Here is a 20748-nt window from a genome sequence, read left to right as displayed (position 1 = left end):
TCGGCCATGGAAATCTTCAACAACCTGATGCACGGGTTCTCCATCGCCTTCGCGCTCGACAACCTGATGTGGGCGGCCTTCGGCGTGTTCATGGGCAACCTGATCGGCGTGCTGCCCGGCATGGGCGTGCTGGCCGCCATCTCCATTCTGCTGCCGCTGACCTACACCATGACGCCGACCGCGGCGCTGGTGATGCTGTCGGGCATTTACTACGGCTCGCAGTATGGCGGCGGCATCACCTCCATCATGCTGAACCTGCCCGGCACGGCCTCGCACGCGGTCGCCTGCCTGGACGGCAATCCGCTGGCGCGCAACGGCAAGGCCGGCTCGGCGCTGTTCATGCTGATGTTCTCGTCGTTCTTCGGCGCCTCGATCGGCATCCTGGCGATGATCCTGTTCTCGCCGCTGCTGGTGGACGTGGCCTTCAAGTTCGGCCCGGCCGAGTACTTCTCGATGATGATGCTGGGCCTGTTGGCCGGCGCCACGCTGGCCAAGGGCTCGGCCATCAAGGGCGTGGCCATGGTGGTGGTGGGACTGTTGCTGGGCGTGGTCGGCACCGACGTCAATACCGGCGTGATGCGCTTTCACTTCGGCGTGCTGGAGCTGAGCGACGGGCTGCAGATCGTGGCGCTGGCGATGGGGCTGTTCGGCGTGGCCGACTTCCTGAAGAACATCAACCGGCTGGGCGGCGACGCCAAGGTCACCGCCGCCAAGATCAGCATGAAATCCATGCGGCCCGAGGCCGGCGACATCAAGCAGTCACGCGGCGCGCTGGTACGCGGCACGGCCATCGGCGCGGCCTTCGGCATCCTGCCCGGCACCGGGCCGACCATCGCGTCCTTCATCTCGTATGCCACCGAGAAGAAGGTCGCGCGCGACCCGCGCCGCTTCGGCCGTGGCGCCATCGAGGGCATCGCCGCGCCCGAGGCCGCCACCAGCGCGTCCACGCAGACCGGCTTCATCCCGACCATGAGCCTGGGCATCCCTGGCGATCCGGTCATGGCGCTGATGCTGGGCGCGCTCATCATCCACGGCATCCAGCCCGGACCGCAGATGATGGTCGAGCATGCCGATATGTTCTGGGGGCTGATCGCCAGCTTCTGGGTCGGCAACATCCTGCTGCTGTTGCTGAACCTGCCGCTGATCGGCATGTGGGTGCGGCTGCTGACGGTGCCGTTCCGCTACCTGTTCCCGGCGGCGCTGTTCTTCGTCTGCGTGGGCGTGTACAGCACCAACAACAACCTGTTCGACGTGGGCATGGTGACGCTGTTCGGCGTGGCCGGCTACGCGCTGATGCGGCTGCGCTTCGAACCCGCGCCGCTACTGCTGGGCTTCGTGCTGGGACCGATGGTGGAAGAGAACTTCCGCCGCGCGCTGCTGCTGTCGCGCGGCGAGCTGTCGATCTTCGTGACGCGCCCCATCAGCCTGGGCTTCGTGGCCGCCTGCGTGCTGCTGATCTGCCTGTTGATGGTCTCGGCGGTGCGGCAGCGGCGGCGTCGGGAAGTGTCGTTGCTGGCGGCGCAAGACCGCTAGGGGATATGGCATCGCGCCGCACGCCAGCCGGTACGCGCCCGGCCTGGCGGCCGCGTTGCCGCACAGGCGGCGCAGCAGGGCCTTCTGCACCCGACCGATATAGCCGCTGAAATCCGCGTCGCCGCTGCGCGGGCAGCGCACAGGCATGGCGCTCTCCGGCCAGACGGTCCGCTTGCACGGCAGCGGACGGCGGCTCACCCCCGCCGTTCGCCAGGGTGGACGCCTCGGGGTACATCAGACACACTCCTGCCGGTGCCAACACACTGAGCAGTGCCGGGATGCAACTCATCGCGCGAAATCGGGCATGGGATGGGGCAAATGGCCCTGCCATGACAATTGCGGCAGAGGGGTGGCCGGGATCTCAGGGGGCTCGCCGGGATTCTCCCACGGGAGCCAGCATCCTTGCCGTTTCCCGGGAAAGATCGACGCTCTTCTCGTCGCGCTTCACGTCACCCCAGATATACGAACCCACGCGTGGCAGCTTGCCCACGCATTCCGCCACGCCATGCGTATCGCTCAGGTCCACGATATTGACCCGTAGCCGGGGCTTTTCCCGGATGATCTGCTTTACGTACGCGCAGATGTCCTGGCCGCACGCGTCCGTACCTCCCAGGAACAGGAAAACCAGGGCGTCGCGCTTGACGCCGTCCACTGATGCCGCCGCCATCTTGAGGCCTTCGACCAAGGCGGCTTTCCCGTCGTCCGGCGCTCCTTGCACCGTCTTCAACAGATCCGGGCGCTTCTGCGCCGGAAATACGCCATGGCCCACAGGCGATCTGCACTCACCAGCAGGAAACGTGAATAGTTGCGTATCGGTATCCTTGGGCAACCTGCCGACGATCCGCTGGATCTCACCGCGCCCGATAGCCGTGCGAGACAGACCGCCTCTCTTGTTCGGCTGCGAACTCATGCGATCCGACGTTTCCAGGACAAAGGCGAGCTCCGTAGGCCACTCGGAATCTCGTTTGGGCTCGGGCTTTGGCTCTGGCTTGGGTTCGGGTCTTGATTCTGGCACCGGCACCGGCACAGGCACCGGTACGGGCACGGGCACGGGAGCAACGGCCGCAACGGACGGCGGCGCCACGGGATGCCTGAACCACCACCACAGCACGGCAAGCATCGCCGCCAGAAGGAGCAGGGCGCCCAGCGCCACGCGCCACCAACGCACCGGCGGCGCGCTGGGCGCCACCGCGATGATGGGTGGGGGCTCAGGATCCTGTTGCAGGCGCACCAACAATCGCCCGTCGACGCTGTACAGTCTGTCCAGCGCCGGCGGCGTGCGCAGCGCCTCGATCTGTCCGGCCCGTTCGGCCAGTCCTCTCGCACGCATGGCCTCGATCAGGCCATCGAGCGTGGCAAGGTGGGCATCGTAAGCACGCAGCAGCGCCTGCTGAGCGTCGGCGCTCAAGGCTGCATAGGACGTCACCATTCCCTGCTGCGACGTCCACCATTCGAGCACGCCATCCGCGCCCAGCTGCGGGGTGGCGTATACCGCGGCAACCCCCGGCGGGAAGTGCTTGCGAATGAGCGCAATCCGCTGTCCGTAGGCGCTGGACAGCGCCGACTGGGACATGTTCCCTCCCGGGTCCCTAAAAAAGCGTTGCATGACGATGTCTCGAATGATGGGCGTTGCAGGGCGCGGGTATGCGATTTCGCTAGGGAACGAGCTCCATGCTCTTCTGCAGCTTGTAGACCTCGGCCTGCTTGGCCTTGATCTGCGCCTCCAGGGCGGCATCCGAGGCGTTGACGTTGACCGGCGTCTTCAACGCCTTTTCGGACTGGGCCAACTGCCGCTTGAGCTCCGCACTGTGCTGTGACTTGGCCCTGGCCTGATCCAGCAGCTTCTTCACTGAAGCCGACAACGCGTCGCGCGCCTTGGTTTTCTCCGCTACGGACTTGCCGATAGCCTCACGCTGAGCTTCCAGATCGGCCAGCACCTGCCTGGCCTGGGCGTTCTCGACCTGAGCCGCCCTCACCTCGTCCTCGCGCTGAGCGACGTGCTTGCCATAGCCTCCGCCCGCGTCGCAGTTCATCTTGGTCAGAAAACCCGCATTCCTGTTCGAGGGATCGCAATCGGCCGCCGTGGTGGCGCAGCCCGCCAACACGACCAGAGTCAGGACGGGCACGGCCCGCAGGATTCGAATTGACATGCGCGTCATGCCTTCTGCTCCCCGAGATCAATGGCGCTACGCAGGGCGAAGTAGCTGTCCGCTTCCTTGTTGAGTTGGGCAATCTTGGTCTCCAGCGCGGCGAGCTGCTGCTGCATTTCCCGGGTTTCCTTGGCGGAGCCTCGGGTCTGCGCGCCAGCCTGGCGATACTGGTCGGCCACATTCTTCATATTGCTCAGATCCTTCTTGATGACGCCGATGTTGGCGTCGATCTGCGCGAGTTCCCTCTTCGCGGCGGCCTGATCGCCGGTCTTGGCCGTAATGTCGGACTGGAGCATCTCCAACTTCCTCTTGTCATCGGCCATCACGGCCTTGATGGAATTGCTGCGTGCCTGCACTTTCTGCGTATCGGTCTTGATGTCATCGCCCATCGCCTTGAGCTGGTCGGACGTGTTCTGGTACTGGCCGCGGCGGACATCCAGGTAGTAGTTGGCGCCCATCGCCACGCCGCAAGCCGCGACCGCGCCAACCACGGCGGCCGTCCCCTTGTTCTTTCCTCCCGCCAGCAGGCCTACCACCGCGCCCGCTGCCGCGCCCATCATGCAAGCCTCCAGGCCAGACTGACTGAAGAACTTTGCGTCGTTGCCCTGCGTCAGGCGGGGATCCGGCCTGACACCTTTGCCAAGCATGGAACTGCCCGTACTGGCGCATCCGCTGATCGCCACCGAGCAAGCCACCATGAGCGCGACGGGTATACGCTTCCACTTCTGTGCGAGAAAAGACATATGAACTCCTTGGTTTTTATTTATTGACGGCTATACACGAATCCAGCCACGCGGCGCGGTCGATTTTCCTGTTCCCCAGATATGCCTTCTGATGCGACCAATAGGCGACGAGGAACGGCCGCAGACCGTTGAGCTGCTTGTTCTGTTCGAACATCTTGTCCAAGACAGGCACCTGCCTGGCCAGGTTGTCCGCGCCATAGAGAATGGCGGAGTCGACCAGGCTGCTGGCGTAGTACTGGGTCACGCCTTCCACCCGGCGTTCATGGTTCGTGAGCAACTGCTTGCGGCGTTCGCAGGTGGCATCCGCATTTCCGCCCTCGCAGGTGGATTTGTAGACGTCACGCAGGAAATTCCGATGTTCGCCGTCATCCTTGAGCTTCGTGCACAGGAATGCGCCCAGGTTCAGGCTGGCCCGGATAGCCTGGTCGCGCGCTTCTTCCTGTTGCTGATTGCTGGCACGCAGCTTGCCTTCCAGGCTGGCCAGTTGCTCCTTCAATTTCTTGTCCGTGACCGTTCCGGCCAGCGTGTTCAGTTCCCTCACGGCCGAAGCGCCCTTCTCGGATGCATCCGACGACACCTGACCGTCGCCCAACTTGTTGTAGCTGTCTTCCAGGTCCTTGACGTGCTTGGCGGATGTCATCTCTCTGGACGCTATCACCCAGCGGAAACCCACGGTCTTCTCCTGGATCTCGCCGTTCTCATCATAGAGATTGCCCTCGCGGCGCAAGGCTGCGCGCAGGTCCGATTCCGGCTGCATGTAGTCCGAACCGCGGATCACGTAGCTGCCTGCGGAGCCGTACTGGCGATCGAACTTGTTGAGCCGGAACGCGTCCAGCGTCATTTCGGAAACGTTGCCCAGCATGTCGTGCAGCCCCAGCGGGTTGGGCAGCAGCACGCCGATGCGGTTGATCTTGCTGTTGGAGGACTGCGTCCCGCCAAACCACTCGTATTGGTTGATCTTCCCGTCCGGCATGGGATATCGTGGCTCGGCGAACTCGGCGGCATTGACCTTGATGCCGCCGCGCGCCGCAAACTCCCACTCGACCTCGGTGGGCAGCCGCACAAAGCCGGAAATCAGATCCTCCTTGGGCAGCACTCCCTTTGCATGCTGGCGCAGCCAGACGTTGTACTGGTGCGCCGTGCGCAAGGCGTCGAACCAATTTACGTTGGTGACGGGAAAGCGCCCATCCGAGGCCTCGGGATTTGGACACTGCGCAGCGCCACCATTGAGAGTATTCAAGGCCTGATACTGCGAGATCGTCAGTTCATACTTGGCCATCAGGTAATAGCTGGACTTCGACTTCTTGTCCGAGCTGCTTTCAGTGAATCCGCCGGCGATGAACGCCGGGCGGCTCTTTTCCACGAAAGAGTAGGCGCCGCCCTCCTGCCCCACCTGGATGGGCAGGTCGGCCAGCGGCCCGCCTACCGGGACGATCACTTTCCTGAAGACAATGCCGCCGTCGCACGGCAATGGCAGCACGATATCGCCGTCCGCCGGACGCGGATTGTAGAAGCGCGCATCCCATTTCGGCTTGGCGACCGGTGCATCCGCGGCCTGCACTGCGTGGCATGCCGGCAACGCCAGCAGCACTGAAACGCCCCATCGGGCAAGCAATCTATATTTCACGCAGACTCTCCGCGGGTTGAATACGTTTGGCGCTGGCCGCGCCGATCATTGACGCCAATACCGCTACTCCCAGGGCCAGCATGAACGCCAGCACGCCATGCGCCGGCGTGATCCGGCAGGCGAATTGCCCGGATGACCTGACCACACCGAGCACGCTGTTGAACACGGCGCTCCCCATGAAATACACGGTCAGTCCGGCCCCCATGGCCACGACCGTGAGCGCGATCGCCTGCGTCGCCAGCAGGGTTGCAATCTCACCTCCGCCCAGGCCCAACAGGCGCAGGGTTGCGATATCACGCCGCTTGCGCCTGACATTGGCCAGGAACGCACCCGCCAGCGCCGCCACGCAGCCGGCGATCGCAGTGAGGGAAATAATGCTGAACACCGTCGTCAACAGATGGTTGATCGCCTTTAGATTGCGTATGTCGGCCAGTCGACTGCTGGTCTCGATGCGCCGGTCGATCAGGCTCTGCTCCAGGCCTTCCACGGCATCTAGATCCGTTGCGTAGATGCGTGCGCGGGCAAACCGCTGCCGTGCGCCATTCACGGGCTGGCCGTCCTCGGCGCCCATGGAGGCGATCGCGAATCCGTCCCGATACCATTCCATGTCGCGCAACAGGGCCGGCTGGACGAATGCCGCCGGGCGTTCATAGGCATCGCCGGGCAGAACCGCGAACACGCCAAGCTCAACCACGGCTTGCTGATCCACTCCGTTCATGCGACGCGCGATCCGCATGCGCAGCGTATCCTTCGCCTTGACATCCAGGCGCTGCGCCGCCTGAGCGCTCAATACCACGCCCATGCCGCCCAATGCCGACACGTCCATGCCAGCCAGCAGGGGATCGCCTGCGGACGTAGGCAGCACTTCGACGTTCTCGAGGAATCTGGTCGCGGAGCGAATGAAATCGGCCTGCGTGTTCAGCGAGCGCGTCATGCCCACGACAAAACCAGCGCCCGGCCGCCGAGCCAGTTCATCCACCCACGCCTGGTCATAGCTGCCGCTGCTGAGCATACGGATCTCCAGGTTGCGCGGATCCCTGGCCAATTCATCCTGCATGGAACTCACCACGCCATGCTTTAAGCCAAGCAACAGGAGCAGCGGCGCGATCACCGCCACCAGCGTGGCAATCATGCACAGGGAGACGAGGCGGTCGTGCCAGAGATCCTGGCCTGCCAGTCGAGCGATCTGCCATGCGCGCATCACAATTCCCCGCGCATGCTGAAAGTGCTTAGTCCAGGCTGCAATGCGGGCTCCAAGCACGGCAGGCCGAACCGGCGCACCAGATCCCAATCATGCGACACGACCAGCGTGGCCAAGCCGCAGTCTCGCGCCAGGTCGATGAACAACTGGAACAGCTTGCCCGCATTGTCCGGATCCAGCGCCGAAGTCGGTTCATCGGCCAACAGCACGTCCGGATCGTGCGACAGCGCGCGCACCACCGCCACACGCTGCCGTTCGCCGATCGACAAGTGGGCGGGTCGCTTTTCCAGCAGCCGCCCCAGAGACAGCACCTCGATGGCATGGCGCACGCGCTCGCCATCCGCCGGCAAACTGAGCAGGCGGCGAGGCAGCAGAATATTCTCCCGCACAGACAGGTACGGCAGCAGGCCGCCGGTCTGCAACACAAAACCGATGCGCGATGCGCGCAAGGCTGCCAGGGCGGGCTCGTCATCGCGGCCCAGCAGCGCCGCGACATCGGCGTTTTCTCCCAGCGCATACGCGCGGACCCGCTCGGGCTTCAACAGCAAGCCGATGCCTTCCAACAGAGTGCTTTTGCCACAGCCGCTGCCGCCCACGACCGCCAACACGTCGCCGCGCGCCATGCGCAAGGCTGGCAGACGGACTTCGTAGGCAGAATCGCCCTGCCCGCGCCGCAGGCGCAAATCATCAATAGCAAGCATCGTCTTCCCGTCAGGGCATCATTTCCAGAGGGACGGGGTAGACGTGATCGCGCGGGTCGCTATTCGGCGCAAGAGACACCCAACGGTCTACATCAGCGTTGTAGACCTGGTAATGACGCAGTTTGGTCGACAGATTGCGGATGAATTTCTCCTGGGCCAGGCCATCCCAGCTTTTCCACGTCTGCTCATCCAGATTCAACACCTCGCTATGGTAGGGCAGGCCTTCCAGGTACTCGGCCATGAAACCCATCTCGGCCAACTTCTTGTCCGACTTCTGCAACTGGTTCGGGTCGGCCCCCATTGTCGCCGCCACGTTGCGCAATTGGTTGAACATTTCGGTCGGTGAAATCAGCCCTTGATTGGCGGCATCGACGATCTTCTTCATGATGTCGTTCAAATCGCTGAGCTGCCCCTTGGTCAAAAGCACCCGTACATCGGTCGTCGGCACGGTCTGCTTGATCGGATCGCGGTCGCTGATCCAGGCTTGGAACACGGGCGGCGCCTTGGCGCCAATGCGTTCGCCCAGATATGCCAACTTCATCGCATTGCCAACCAATGCAGCATCCGCCAGCATTTTTTCCTCAGCGGTGACGGGCTTCTTGCCAGGGTCCGCCGCGTTGGCCGCACTGCCGATGGCATCCTCGCCCTGGTAAGCCGCCTTCACCTGTTGAGTGATGGCTTCGGACAAAGCGTCCACCTTCTTGCCGAACTCGTTCACGTCGCCGGCGTTGACCGGGTAATAAAGCGACAGGTTGGTACCGCCATACGAGGACAAATTGCGATACTGGGCTTCCGCGTTCGCATGATTCTTTGCCCCTGCCGGCGTTTTCAGATGCAGCGTGTAGATGGCCACGCCCGGCTTGGCAGCCTCAAGCCGTACCTGGCTGGCACTCATGCCAGTGGAAGAAAGCTTGTCGCCCCCTTCAATGGCGCCCGCATCAGTGATCAACACCACGTAGCGCGCGCCATAAGGCCGCCAGTCGATACTATTGACCGCGTCCATCACGCCGGCATAGGCATCTTCGTCGAACGCACTGCTGGACACCTTGGCCTGCTTTAGCTCGGCCACCTTGGCCATGAAATCTGCGCCATCCTTGACCTTGTTTGGATCGGCGTAGATCTTGCTGACGTACTCCAGCGCAGGCACGGCCTTGGTGCTGGAACGGAAGGCCACCAGGCCGAACTTGACCTTGTCGCCCAGCTTCTCGGCCTCGACCTTGGCGTAGATCTTCCTGACCGCCTCGCGCGTGCGTTCGATGTAGGGGTCCATCGAAATGGTGGAATCGATGACGAACACCACCGCCGAACTGAACTCCTTGATCTGCTTGGTGCGTTCGTGCGCTGTGGACTGATCCTGACCCGCCTTGGCCGAGTCCACTGCGTCCGCGGCGCTGACGGATGCCACGTTCAGCACCCGCACCCGCATGTTCTGTTCCGTCATGACTTCTTCGCCACCGAGAATTGGCAGCAGGTAGAAGTTCTTGGCCATGTCCACAAACAACTCGGGCTCCTGAGCCACGATGCCCGGCGCCTGCCCCTTGGTCTTCAGCTGCTGGCGCACAGGCGCGATCTTTTCGACTGGGTCAATGGCGTTGAACACCGCGTCCAGGGCCGATCGGTCCTTGAAAAACAGCATGCGATCGCGCCCGGCGGGATTGGTGAACGCCAGGGACATCTGCATCCTCCAGTCCACCGTGCACGACCTATCGAGCCAACCCAGCGTCTTGCCAAAAGAGTCCGGTCCGACCTGCACCCAGCTCTTGCCTGCTTCGTCCTTGCCTGCATAGACGTAGAAGCGGCTGAAAGTCGGCTGCACGGCGCCCGGCTTGCCACCCGGCGCCTCGTGCAATGCGCAACCTGGCGTAGTCAGCACTCGCTGATAGAGCGTTTTCTTGCCTTCCTGCAACAGCGGAGGCGCTGCGTGCGCAGCAGTGACCAGGCTGATAAGGCCCAGGGCCAGGGCAATGTTCCTCATTTCGGCAGATCCTTCAGGCGTGCCAGCGCCTGTGCGTTGTCCTTGTCCTTGTCCAACACGGCCTGATACCAGTACGCAGCTGTAGCGGCGTCCGCCTTGAAGCAAGCGTTTTCCTTGTAGCCCGCGGGGTCGTACTCCTGCGCATAGGCCAGGGCGATGGGCACGTCCCCAGCCTGCGCCCGATTGGCGTAAAGGCGCTGTGCGATCGAACATTTGCCCGCCTCGCGCGCCGCCTGGATGATGCCCAGCATGGCGGCGGAGTCCTTTACGTCACGCACGCAATCCTGCACAAAGGCCATTTCCGCGGCGGAAGCCAGATTCTCCTTCGAGCAGGCAGCGGCCGCAGGCACAGGCGCAGCGGCGGGTGCAGCGGGTTTGGCCGGCGGCTGCGGAGTCTCGTCCTTCTTCATCAAGAACCATGCCGCCACACCCGCGGCGACGAGCAGCGCCAACGCACCGCCGATGATGGCACCCATGCGTTTAGGTTTGGGCATCGTGGGAGCTTGGGGTTCGGCCGGCGCGACGGCCTCCTCCTTGACCACTGACGGTGCGAGCGGCTCCTCGGCGGGCGGCGAGACGGGCTCGGGCGACTTCGGCGCGATATCGACGACGGTGGCCTGCACCGGCGCCTCGCCGGCGGCAGTGGATGGCGTCACATCATTGGGGATCGGACGAACCGGGTACTGCCGCAGTTCACCCCCGGGCTTGCGCACCTCGATGCGGAAGGATGCGTTGCGCCTGACCTCGAGCAGGGCGTCGACGATCGCCGGGCCGACCTCGATGACCAGCCGGCTCTCGCGCGCCTGTCCGTCTCCAAATCGCAACCACTGCTGCTCACCGCTCCACTTGCCCATGGCATCAAGGTGGGCCGGCGACGAATTGCGCCGGATGCTGAGCTCGACGTCCTGCGCGCCGCCGTTCCAACCCTCGACGTGGAGTTCAGCGTAACCTGCGCGCTTGCTGGGCAGCGGATTGAAAGAAACGAATACAGCCATATATCAACCCTTTTTGATGTCGGCGATGATGACGCCCAATGCCTCGTTTTGATCGTCGCTGATTTCCTGCCCAGCCGTGAAGCCGGCATTCTTCATGATCATGTCGATCAGGCACGCCACCCAGTCCTTCAGGAACTCACGCCCCTTGCCCATGTCATTCTTCTCGGGCAGGTCGGGCAGGCCGGAAGCAGAATCCAGCGCCGTGGTCCTGGCGAACACCTTGCCGTTGGCAACCGACGCGCTTGCAGGCTTGGCGCCTTCATTCATATCCAGGTAGCCCAGCCAGGCGATGAAATCGCGCAGCACCATCTGCACGCGCAGCACCTGGCTCATGACCATCTGGTCGCGCTTGGACGCGCTGTCCGTCCGCGAAAGCAGGCTTTGCAACATCTGGGCCGGCAAGTTCAGGCCCAGGGCGTTCTCCCGGTAGGCGGCGTTGCGCAGCTCTTCGACGACGATCTCCAGGATGTCCTGGGGAATGTTCTTCAGCATCGAATGCTGGCGCGTGCGGCCCGGGATCTCGCTCAAGTGGTTCAACCACAGCTTGAACGCAGAATCGGCGAACCAGTGTTCATACGTATCCACTCGCGCGGCATCCGCCGTCGATCCGGCCTGTGCGCTGTCCTCCGCGCCGCCGCCCAACAGGCTGGCGAACAGGTCATCGGCATCGCCGCTGGCGCTGCTAGCAGCCTGCGCCCCGGTCTCGGCAGTCGCCGCCTGCTGCACATCGGCACCGCTCAGATACAGGTTGCGCAACGCCTCGCTCGGCAGCTCCAGCGCATGCATCAATTCCGACAGGATGAAGTAGGCCTTGGGATTGTCGGCGATGCTGCGCAACACCGGAGCGACCTTGTCGGCCAGCGCCCTCTTCTTTTGCCTGGCGCCTTCGGCGTCGCTGCCTTCACGATGAAACAAACCAACGCCCACGTCCACGATCTTGCGATGTGTCTCGTCGAGCTGCATTCCCAAGCGGGCCAGCTTGAACTCGATGTCACTGATATCCGAGATGGCCCCGGCCAGTCGACCCATGCCACCATCATCCAGCTGCATCATCGCATCCCAGGACTCCCCCGCTTGCGGGAAGCGGCCGCGCAGTACGTCCGATTCGACGAAGCTAGCGCGCATCAAACCCAGGATTTCCTTCTTGTCGGGCGACACTCCCACTTCCTTGTCACCCTGCTTGACCGTGAAATCGGTATAAGACGGGGTGCGCACCATGAAGGTATTGCTGAATGGCCTGCCGCCTCGCCAATCCCGCATGAACTCCAGGCTTTCGTAGATCTTGAAAGCGATGTCATTCAGGCCTTTCCACTCCTGATGCCATTTATCCTGCTTCTGCAGCATGTCCGTGACACGCGCATTGAACATGGTCACCGCCCACAGCAATCCCGAGCGTTCGGCGCGGTCTCGGGCGGTATCTCCCTGCGTACGCCTGACCCAGCGGTCGAGCACGGGCACCACCGCGCTCGTTTCGGGCTGCTTGTGCGCGGGCGTGCACAGCACGAGTCCGTTCATTTCCTGGTTCTCGGTGTACAGCTCGAACAGATAGGCAACCTTCCCGCGACGCAGCAGCTCCCCCACGGGGTTGTTCGGAATTTCACTCAGCCTGGCCTTGTCGTAGCGGCCACGGTAGCCCGGAAAATCCAGCAGATCCACAGTCTCCAGGCACTTTTCCCGGGGTGAATTCGCCAACGGAAAAACCAGCTCGGTCGTCAACGCGGCCAGGTGCGAGCGCCGAATGGCGACCGGCTCGCCCAGCTTTCCGTCCTTCACTCCGCGTATCTTGATCATTGCGCTGTCGCCGCCGATCTGATCAAGCATCGTGACATTCATGATGCTGGGCGGACCATCGCTGTGATCCTGCACCGCTTCCAACGGAATATGAGCGACACCGGCGTTGCCGATTTCCTGTAGGCTTTCGGCGATCTGCGCATAGGCTTGCGTTAGCTGCCGCTCCTCGCCCCACAGTATGGAAAAGAACTCCGCGCGGTCGCCGGGAGACAGATAGGGCGCCAGCGCGGCAGCCTGGGGCCAATAGCCGCCCTGCAAATCACCTTCCAATGCCTGGACATGGTTGCCGAACGATTCCACGACGTAGTCCCAAAGGGAAACGACGTCATCGGCGTCGACGCCAGGCTGGCGTTCGCCTCCGGCGCGGCCGGCGAACCGGTCCAGCATGGACTTGCAGCGATTGGCATCGATCTTGTATTCAACCTTGCCCTGGTCGAAGTCCTTGAACCACGCGTTGGCCAGTATCTTGGCCAGGTCGATTTCCCGGAACAACCGGACTTCTATCGGATAGCCGCTATCCTGGATCTCGGGTTTGACGCGCGTGAATCGCGTCACCAGTCCAGTCGCCTCACTGCCGCCCCCGGAGGGGTTGACCGAGGTAAGGAAGTCCACTCGCTGGCCGCCATATTCGGTTTCCAGGCGGCCGTTCTCACCCGCCGCCAGTGTGGAAATCAAATAGGACTTGCCCGCCTGGGACAAGCCGAAAAAGCCGATAGCCATGGGATGGCCAGCCGCCCGCTCCAGGCTGCGCGCCTTGTTGCTCGCCCGGCGCAAACCGTAGATCAGGCCGTCAGCCTTGTCTTCAAGTTTTCGGGAATTCCCGCGCACCGCATCTATCCATGCAATCGCGCGGCCCGCACCTTCATGAATCGCACGCCACTGGCGTGCAAGTTTTTCCTGAGATTCGCTCATGTCGCCATCAACCCTGAATCAACCTTTCACGCTGCCGCTGTCCAGCCAGTAAAAATTCGCCTTCCCGATCCGGAGCTGGGTATTCAATTGCAGCCTGACGCTGGGCTTTCCGCGGCCGTCATCGGTCAAGGGCGCCGTCTTCGCGACCAACAACCGGTCGCTGATCAGGCCTGCCTTGCGTTCCTGGTCAGTCGGCTTGGCCACTTTGAAATACACGCGCCCCGAAGCATGGGACTTGTTCGGATTGGATTCCTGGGAGCGCTTGTATTCCTGCTCCCATTCCCGATCGAAGCCCAGGACATACGTGGGCGTGGCGGGCCAACGTTCGGCCTTCAACTGCCGATAACCCAGGCGGGCGGTGTTTTCAATCTTGAAGGGGATGACCTCGCCATCCGCATCTACTGGCAACTCGATGCTCTGGTCCATGGATGTCTTGCCATCGTCCGACTGCTGCGTACGGATGTCGGAGAACAGCACGTTGCCATGCTTGAGCATGTTGTCATTGCCAATCTCGCCGAAGTAGCGGATCAGCGGTTTCGGCCGGAGCGTGCCGGTATTGATCTTGAAGGTCGGAATACGATTGTTTTCGCACAGCCAGATGACCATGGCGCCGACCGAGGCCGTCGTCTTGGGATCGTCGATGCAGCCCGCCTTGCGGAACGGGAACCAGTCGCCCGTGCGGTAGTTGTGCATGGGCACCAAACGGCCCGGCGGGAGCGGCACTGCCTTGCGTATGACGGCCTGCACGCCTGGCAGCACCGACGGCCTGCCAGTCAGCAACAGTACATCGCAATCGTAGTAGTTGACGATTTCGCACAGGTTCCGCAGGGTATTGCAGATGTCCAGGTTATCCGTCAGGAAGTCGAAATGCATCTTGAGCGGCTCGCAGGTCAGCAGCACGCCCTCTAGATCGAAATTCACCGGCCGGCCGGCAGACTCATTGAGCGCCTTGCCAACGAACCCGCGTACCGCGGCGCTCAAGGGCTGCCTGTCGCACAACCATTCACCTATCGTCTTTTCCTTGCGCTCCGTCGGCACTTCCGGATCGTAGCCTTCATACTCCTTGAGCAGGACCAGCGCCAGGGGATAGAAGCACTGCAGGGTAAGCTGCTGTCGCAGCAGACGTTGCCTTTCGTCATCACCCGTGCTGCCACACAGCACGTCCATCAGCGCGGCGGCATCCCTGGCGCCCGCCGCCTTCAGTGCAACCTCAAGATAGGGCAGCACATATTTTCGAATGACTTCCAGCACTATGTCGTCACCGGCCACCTTGAAACCATCGCGAAAGCGCTGCGTAGGCGTGATGGGAACGAAGCTGTTTGCCGATTGCCGCGCGCCTCGATCGAGCTTGTAGTCGGTAATGACCAGATCGGTCGTGCCACCGCCTATATCCAGCGAAGCCACAGTGATGCACTCACGATCCGCCTTTTCCCGGCGCGCCAGCGCGTCGAAGAACTCTTCGGCATAACCGCTGAAATTCGTCACGACCTCGGTGTACAGATACACCAGCTGTCCGCAGGTCGCCTCGTCCCACTTGATGACGATCTTGGGCAAGGGGAGGACGAAAAGATCAAGCTTCTCGTCCTCGTCGTCCTCGACGGGATCTCCTTCGCCAACATGCCAGCCCATGCTCTTCCATAGCAGGCTCAGGGCACGCTGCGCGTGCTGCTTGAAAATGCCGCGCTCGACTTGTGGCATGCTGGGCGGCACGGTCAGGATGACGGCGCGCAGGTAGCGCGGCAAGGTGCGGTCCTTCTTGCGCGAACGGTATAGCCAGCTGTTGATCTGCGAAACCGCTTGCGCAAACACCTCATTGAGCATGAATCCCATCAATGAACTGCGCGTGTAGTGCGCTTCGAACGCGGGAAAGCCCGAGGTTTCCTCGTCCTCGTAGAGCGGGCACGGCCCATACAGGGGAATGCCCTTTTCATCGATCAGATTCTTCAGGGGACCGAGCGTCGCCCATTCCGGCGATTCGCCCTTGATCGTCGACGAGTTGGGCCGCCATCCGGACTCATACGCATCCTCGGCATCCCACAAATAGCGTTTGGGGCTGGACAGTCCAGTGGATCCTTCTGTTCCTTCCTTGCGCGCGGCCAGGTTGCTTGCTTCGGTGCCGACGCGCGCCATCGAAACCCACACGAACGCGTCATCCCGCCCGCCCTGCATGGACAGATCGTCCTTGCCAAAGCTTACCGGCGCGAACTCCACGCGCGATTCGAACGGATGGTGATAAACATGCTCCGGCCTGGTCATGTCGCGCAAGGTCAGGAAGCTGTAGTCATTTAGCCCATTGTCGTTCTGCTTGTGCTCCTCGATCAGGATGCCGCAGGTACGCGAATTTCCCACGTCCAGCACCAGATCGACCGGGATGCTGCCACCCTTGATGACCTTGCGGCCATCGCTGTTGGGTGCCAACATGTTCAGCACCTTGATGCGCGGCAGCTTGATCTTGACCTTTTCCTTCAGTTCTTTGTTGGAACGCGTGGTAGGCGCAGCTTCGCGCATCAAGCTGAGCAAGTTGAGGTAATGGGCGAGATGTTCCTTCTTCGCCAGCGCCTTCTCGATTTCCCGGTTCTCAAGATCGTCGCGACGTTCGCGGAAAATGCTCTCCAACCATTTGACAACCCACTCCTGCTCGTCCAGGAACCACTCCATTTCGTGCAGATTGAAGGCAAGACGGAACAAGGCGCCGGTTTCCATGTCTTCATCGTAGGGCTCGATGTAGTCACGGGCGTCATCCCTGGCACGGGTACGCGTATCGAAAGCCAAGGTCAGGCGGTGCGTATTGCCATTGGCGTCGGCCTGCGCCAGCTTGACGAAGCGCAGGCGGGCCCAGTTCTTGGGGCCCCGATCGAACTGGCTGTCCGACTTATAGCGAAAGAACGGCACCGGCAACCAAAAGCCGTCGAAAAGCTCCAGGCTTTCCTGCATAGGCAATGAGAACGCAGCCTTGGTTTCGAAGAAGCTTCCTGGTTTGTCTTCATAGCCAGGCTTACCGTCAGCGGGCACATAAAGGCGAATGGGCATCCGGCCCGATGGATGCATGCAGAACTCGCCTTCCGGCTCGCGCTTGAGGTCTGGCAACGCGCACGCCAAATCCAGGAACTGGACGCCTGTATTGCCGAAAAGCTCGACGTTATCCTTGTCAGCATCGTAGGTATCAACAGGGGGCAACATGGCAAATACTCTCGACGATTAGGGTTGGACGCGGCGCATGGATATGGGAAAGCTCTCATTCCCATAATTGCCGGCGCATGAGGCGATGTTGGTCATGCCCGGCTTGCACTGGATCAAGGGCATGTCGTAAGTGCCACCATCCGTGCATCTAGCAGCCACGCTATTGCTGATCGATAGCGCGCCCTTGTCCACTGCAGCGCTGACCGGCGCCGCACATTGCACGCCGTTATGGCGATTGACCGTGACCTGCCCCTCGCCATTCTTGAACTGATAGTGCAAGCGCAACGGTTCACCCGTGTCGCGGTCCTGGATGCCGGCCCCTGCACGCCAGTTGCCGTTGAGGAAATCGGCATTGCCATCGCGGGCATCCGTCGGAATCCGCAGGTCATCCTGGCTGTCGGGCAAGGTAGGAGGCGCGACATAGCCATGCTCGTCAGCCCCTTGCGCAGCCTGCCGAGAGGGCAACGTTCCGGGGCCTTCAACCGCGGACTGCGCGGGCAGCTTTGCGTCACCGTTCGCCGCAACACCTGGAGGCAGTGTGCCGACAGCCGGAGCATCAACCGATGCCGGTGCGTTGGCCACAGAGGCTGCGCCACGCTGCGCGCCGGGTAATGCGAAATCGCCTCCCGTGCCGCTACCCGTCAGCGCTGCGCCACCGGGGATGCCCATACCCGAAGTGCCGGCATGCGGCAGCGACGGCGTGGACAGCTTGACATCTGGCAAGGTCGCGTCACGCGGAGCGGAACCCGGCAAGGATAGGCCCGGCACCAGATTCGGGGCGCAAGCGCGCAGGCCGAACAACAAGGCCAGCAACAGCAGCAGCAGTGCCAGCCAAAGCCACCAACGCTTCCACCATGGCCGGCGTTCGAGCGTCGCGTCAAGGAGGGTGGTAGTCGCCGCCGCCGTTTCAACTGCCGGCGCACGCACTGGCGCGGCCACGGGCACGGCGGGACGCAAGGCATGCAAGGGGTCGAGCGTGCGGTCGGCGCCGTTGTGGACGAATCCCCAGAATGTGATGACGGGCTGCCCGTCGACCAGGAAAACAAAGCTGGAGTCGGGATGATGCAGAATCCACTTCAGCAACTGCCCCAGCAGAGCCGCGTCGTTGCCGCTACCTTTGGCCAGAACGGAGTCGCGCAGTTGCGCAACGCCGGCGCGCACTGCGTCTAACCGGACCAGCGCACCGGCTTGCTCGGTTGCGGTCGCCGCATTCCAGGAGATCACCGAACCGGGAGTCGGCGCATACCAGTCTATGCGGCGACCATTTTCGCTCGGTTGAGGCACCGCGAAATTCACAAGCAAGTCGGGACGCTTGTTTTTCAAAACGGTGAGAATCTGGCTCGCGACCAGATGAATGGCTTGTCCCCGCTCGCCCAGAACATCGAATTGATCGATTTTCTCGCTACGTAATTTTACGCCCAGCATATTTTGTTACTTCTCTGCTACAGATGGCCAGAAATGGGGAACAAACGATGGACCTTGCCCAGCCCTTGAGCAAGACGATCGCCTCAAGCGTTAATTTGAGATAATGTTAGATTATAAGGAATATGTTAACAATGCGTCACAAAAATTTGCATCGTTACCTTCTTTGCCTATTGGTGCCATTCTTGCTGGCGGCCTGCTCGCGAGAACCCGAGTTCGACCGGAACTTCAAGAAAAGCTGCGAAGCGACGAGCTACGGCAAGACTAGCTATTGCGAGTGCGCATTAGGGATCGTGAAGCGGAATATCAAGGGAGACGCGCTATTGACCATGTCCACAAAGGACCTTGAGCCACTGGCCCCCGAAATTCTCGGAACCTGCCCGGCAAAATAATCAGGATGAGGCAATAAAAAACCCACATTTCCATACAAGAAATGCAGGCATTTAATCTAGCCAGACGACGGTTCGAAAAACCCTATTCCGACGGCAACCAGGATCAGGCCATACCCCTGTCGACAAAATGCCGTGGCGGCCAGCCCTTGCAGCAAAGCACATGCCCCATCGATATGGCGGACCAACAAACAAAAACAGCTCACCCACAGGCCCAGATAGCAGAAAACCCGCAATCTCGCGGCGGAGATGCGGGTTTTATACTCCCAGGACGGAGCCCGGACAAATTCTTGGTGCCGACGGCGAGACTCGAACTCGCACAGCTTTCGCCACTACCCCCTCAAGATAGCGTGTCTACCAATTTCACCACGTCGGCGGGGTCATGCGTCTTGCTCGTTGCCTCAAGCCCGAAGGCCGGCACCTGCTATTCGCATGCCATTCTGGCGCTTGTCATGAAGGCAATGCCAGAAAGTCGAGCATTCTAGCATGAAATCACGTAATCAACTCACGCTACTCACGGCCCAATGTGCTTGACGCCCACCAAGCAAAAAGCCGGCTCACGCCGGCTTCTCGCTGCGTAGCCACAGCCGCCCCCTGTCCACAGGGGCCGGCCGCGCGAGCGCATGCCTTACTTGGCGGGAGTTTGCGCCGGCTTGTCGCCCGAGGCGGGAGCCGCCGGAACCGAAGGCACCGAGGCGTCGGGCTTGGCCGGGGCGGAAGCCGCACCGGGAACCGACGAAGCGCCAGGAACCGACGAAGCGCCCGGGACGGACGAGCCGCCGGGAACCGATGCGCCGCCCGGCACCTGGGGCACGGAACGGTCGGCCGGGAAGTTCTGCATCACGCCGCCGTCCAGGACCGAGGAGGAGCCCTTGTGGCTGACATAGGCCAGGCCGGCGGTGGTGGCAAAGAACACGACGGCGGACCACTTGGTCATGCGCGACAGGAAGTTGGCCGCGCCGGTGGCGCCGAACAGGCTGCCGGCCGAGCCGCTGCCAAACGCGGACCCCATGTCGGCGCCTTTGCCTTGCTGCAGCAGGACCAGGATGATGATGGCCAGCGCCGAGATCACTTGGACGGCCAGCAGAACTTTGAGAATCAGGGGCATTACGGACTCCGGAACGGAAACTTTTAGATGGCGGCGATGCGCAGGAATTCATCGGCCACGAGCGACGCGCCGCCGACCAGGGCGCCGTCGATGTCGGCCATGGCGAACAGGCTGGCGGCATTGGCCGCCTTGACGCTGCCGCCGTACAGCACTTGCACCTGGGCCGCGCCCAGCGCGCGCAGGGCGGCGCGGATGGCGCCGTGGACTTCCTGGGCCTGCTCGGGGCTGGCGCTGCGGCCGGTGCCGATGGCCCAGACCGGCTCATAGGCCAGGACCATGCGCGACACGGCTTCGGCGCCCAGGGCCAGCACGGGCTTGAGCTGGCGCTCGATGACGGCCAGCGTGTTGCCGGCGTCGCGATCGGCCAGCGATTCGCCCACGCAGACCACGGCAGTCAGGCCGGCGGCCAGCGCGGCGCGCGCCTTGTCCGCCACGATCTGGTCCGTCTCGCCGTGCAGCACGCGACGCTCGGAGTGGCCGGCCAGGGCCCAGCGGCAGCCGAATTCCTTCAGCATCGCGCCGGAGACTTCGCCCGTGTAGGCGCCCTTTTCCTGAGCGCTGACATCCTGCGCGCCCCAGCTGACGCTGCTGCCGGTCAGGGCGGAAGCGGCCTGGGCCAGGTACGGGAACGGCACGCAGACGCCGATCTGGCAATGGCTGGCGGCATCCACGGCGCGCAGTTCGGTCAGCAGCGCGGCGTTCTCGGCCAGGTTGCCGTTCATCTTCCAGTTGCCCAGCACGAGGCGGGCGCGGTTTTCGACTGAAGTCATGGCGCAAAGGTCAGAAAGGGTGAGCCCGGGAGGCCGGCCGCCGGCCCGCCGCGAGGCCAGACCGCCGCCGGACGGGTGCCTCCGGGCCGGGGGGCTGCCGCGTGGGCGGCACCAGGAGTGCGCCGACGACGGCAGGCTGCGGCCCATGAAACATTCGCCCACGGGTCTGCCTGGAAAAAATTCCAGGCGAAACCTGCGATTGTATCCTGTTGTGGGGGGGGGGGGGGGGGGCCCGGCGGGGGGCGGTTCGG

Annotated in this window: 14 protein-coding genes and 1 tRNA gene; 1 reads left to right on the top strand and 14 read right to left on the bottom strand. The window is 62.5% G+C overall.

Annotation, left to right across the window (positions count from 1 at the left end):
* Positions 1-6: 6 nt before the first annotated feature.
* Positions 7-1533 (top strand): tripartite tricarboxylate transporter permease, encoded by a 1527-nt coding sequence (locus ACEU5R_RS21060; RefSeq protein WP_103272969.1) that lies wholly within the window; start codon positions 7-9, stop codon positions 1531-1533.
* A 361-nt stretch (positions 1534-1894) separates the two neighbouring features.
* Here ACEU5R_RS21060 and ACEU5R_RS21055 read toward each other — a convergent pair whose 3' ends face one another.
* The 14 genes from ACEU5R_RS21055 to tpiA all read right to left on the bottom strand — a co-directional run bounded on the left by ACEU5R_RS21055 (position 1895) and on the right by tpiA (position 20497).
* The gene (locus ACEU5R_RS21055) at positions 1895-3106 is read right to left on the bottom strand and encodes a hypothetical protein (protein WP_392411495.1); all 1212 of its coding nucleotides are present in this window, start codon (positions 3104-3106) and stop codon (positions 1895-1897) included.
* An 82-nt stretch (positions 3107-3188) separates the two neighbouring features.
* Positions 3189-3692 carry a hypothetical protein gene (locus ACEU5R_RS21050; protein ID WP_103272966.1) on the bottom strand — a complete coding sequence of 168 codons (504 nt, stop codon included), beginning with the start codon at positions 3690-3692 and terminating at the stop codon, positions 3189-3191.
* A complete protein-coding gene (locus tag ACEU5R_RS21045; RefSeq protein WP_392411494.1) occupies positions 3689-4426 on the bottom strand; it encodes a hypothetical protein in 738 nt (245 codons plus the stop codon). The genes ACEU5R_RS21050 and ACEU5R_RS21045 overlap by 4 nt, the downstream gene beginning before the upstream one ends.
* Positions 4427-4442: 16 nt before the next feature.
* The gene (locus tag ACEU5R_RS21040; RefSeq protein WP_199770986.1) at positions 4443-6053 is read right to left on the bottom strand and encodes an SUMF1/EgtB/PvdO family nonheme iron enzyme; all 1611 of its coding nucleotides are present in this window, start codon (positions 6051-6053) and stop codon (positions 4443-4445) included.
* Positions 6043-7254, bottom strand: a complete 1212-nt coding sequence (locus ACEU5R_RS21035; RefSeq protein ID WP_103272963.1) for an ABC transporter permease — start codon at positions 7252-7254, stop codon at positions 6043-6045. The genes ACEU5R_RS21040 and ACEU5R_RS21035 overlap by 11 nt, the downstream gene beginning before the upstream one ends.
* Positions 7254-7955, bottom strand: a complete 702-nt coding sequence (locus ACEU5R_RS21030; protein WP_392411493.1) for an ABC transporter ATP-binding protein — start codon at positions 7953-7955, stop codon at positions 7254-7256. Before ACEU5R_RS21030 ends, ACEU5R_RS21035 begins: the two co-directional genes overlap by 1 nt.
* Positions 7956-7965: 10 nt before the next feature.
* Entirely contained in the window at positions 7966-9930 is a 1965-nt protein-coding gene (locus tag ACEU5R_RS21025; RefSeq protein WP_103272961.1) for a vWA domain-containing protein, read from the bottom strand.
* Positions 9927-10925, bottom strand: coding sequence for a hypothetical protein (locus ACEU5R_RS21020; protein WP_392411492.1), 999 nt, complete (start codon positions 10923-10925; stop codon positions 9927-9929). Before ACEU5R_RS21020 ends, ACEU5R_RS21025 begins: the two co-directional genes overlap by 4 nt.
* A 3-nt stretch (positions 10926-10928) precedes the next feature.
* Entirely contained in the window at positions 10929-13628 is a 2700-nt protein-coding gene (locus tag ACEU5R_RS21015) for a virulence factor SrfC family protein (RefSeq protein WP_103272959.1), read from the bottom strand.
* A gap of 18 nt (positions 13629-13646) precedes the next feature.
* The gene (locus tag ACEU5R_RS21010; protein ID WP_103272958.1) at positions 13647-16808 is read right to left on the bottom strand and encodes a virulence factor SrfB; all 3162 of its coding nucleotides are present in this window, start codon (positions 16806-16808) and stop codon (positions 13647-13649) included.
* 18 nt (positions 16809-16826) lie between these two features.
* A complete protein-coding gene (locus ACEU5R_RS21005; RefSeq protein ID WP_392411491.1) occupies positions 16827-18233 on the bottom strand; it encodes an SrfA family protein in 1407 nt (468 codons plus the stop codon).
* Positions 18234-18910: 677 nt separating this feature from the next.
* A tRNA-Leu gene (locus ACEU5R_RS21000) sits at positions 18911-18995 on the bottom strand.
* Between the two features lie 252 nt (positions 18996-19247).
* Positions 19248-19727 (bottom strand): preprotein translocase subunit SecG, encoded by a 480-nt coding sequence (gene secG, locus ACEU5R_RS20995; protein WP_392411490.1) that lies wholly within the window; start codon positions 19725-19727, stop codon positions 19248-19250.
* A 23-nt stretch (positions 19728-19750) separates the two neighbouring features.
* Positions 19751-20497, bottom strand: a complete 747-nt coding sequence (gene tpiA, locus ACEU5R_RS20990) for a triose-phosphate isomerase (protein ID WP_392411489.1) — start codon at positions 20495-20497, stop codon at positions 19751-19753.
* Positions 20498-20748: the final 251 nt, after the last annotated feature.

Origin of the sequence: Achromobacter sp. 413638 (genome assembly GCF_043119405.1) — a bacterium.
In the GTDB taxonomy this organism is placed as follows: domain Bacteria; phylum Pseudomonadota; class Gammaproteobacteria; order Burkholderiales; family Burkholderiaceae_B; genus Achromobacter.
The sequence above is the reverse complement of the archived record's forward strand: the minus strand, read 5'-3'. Positions and strand labels throughout refer to the sequence as shown.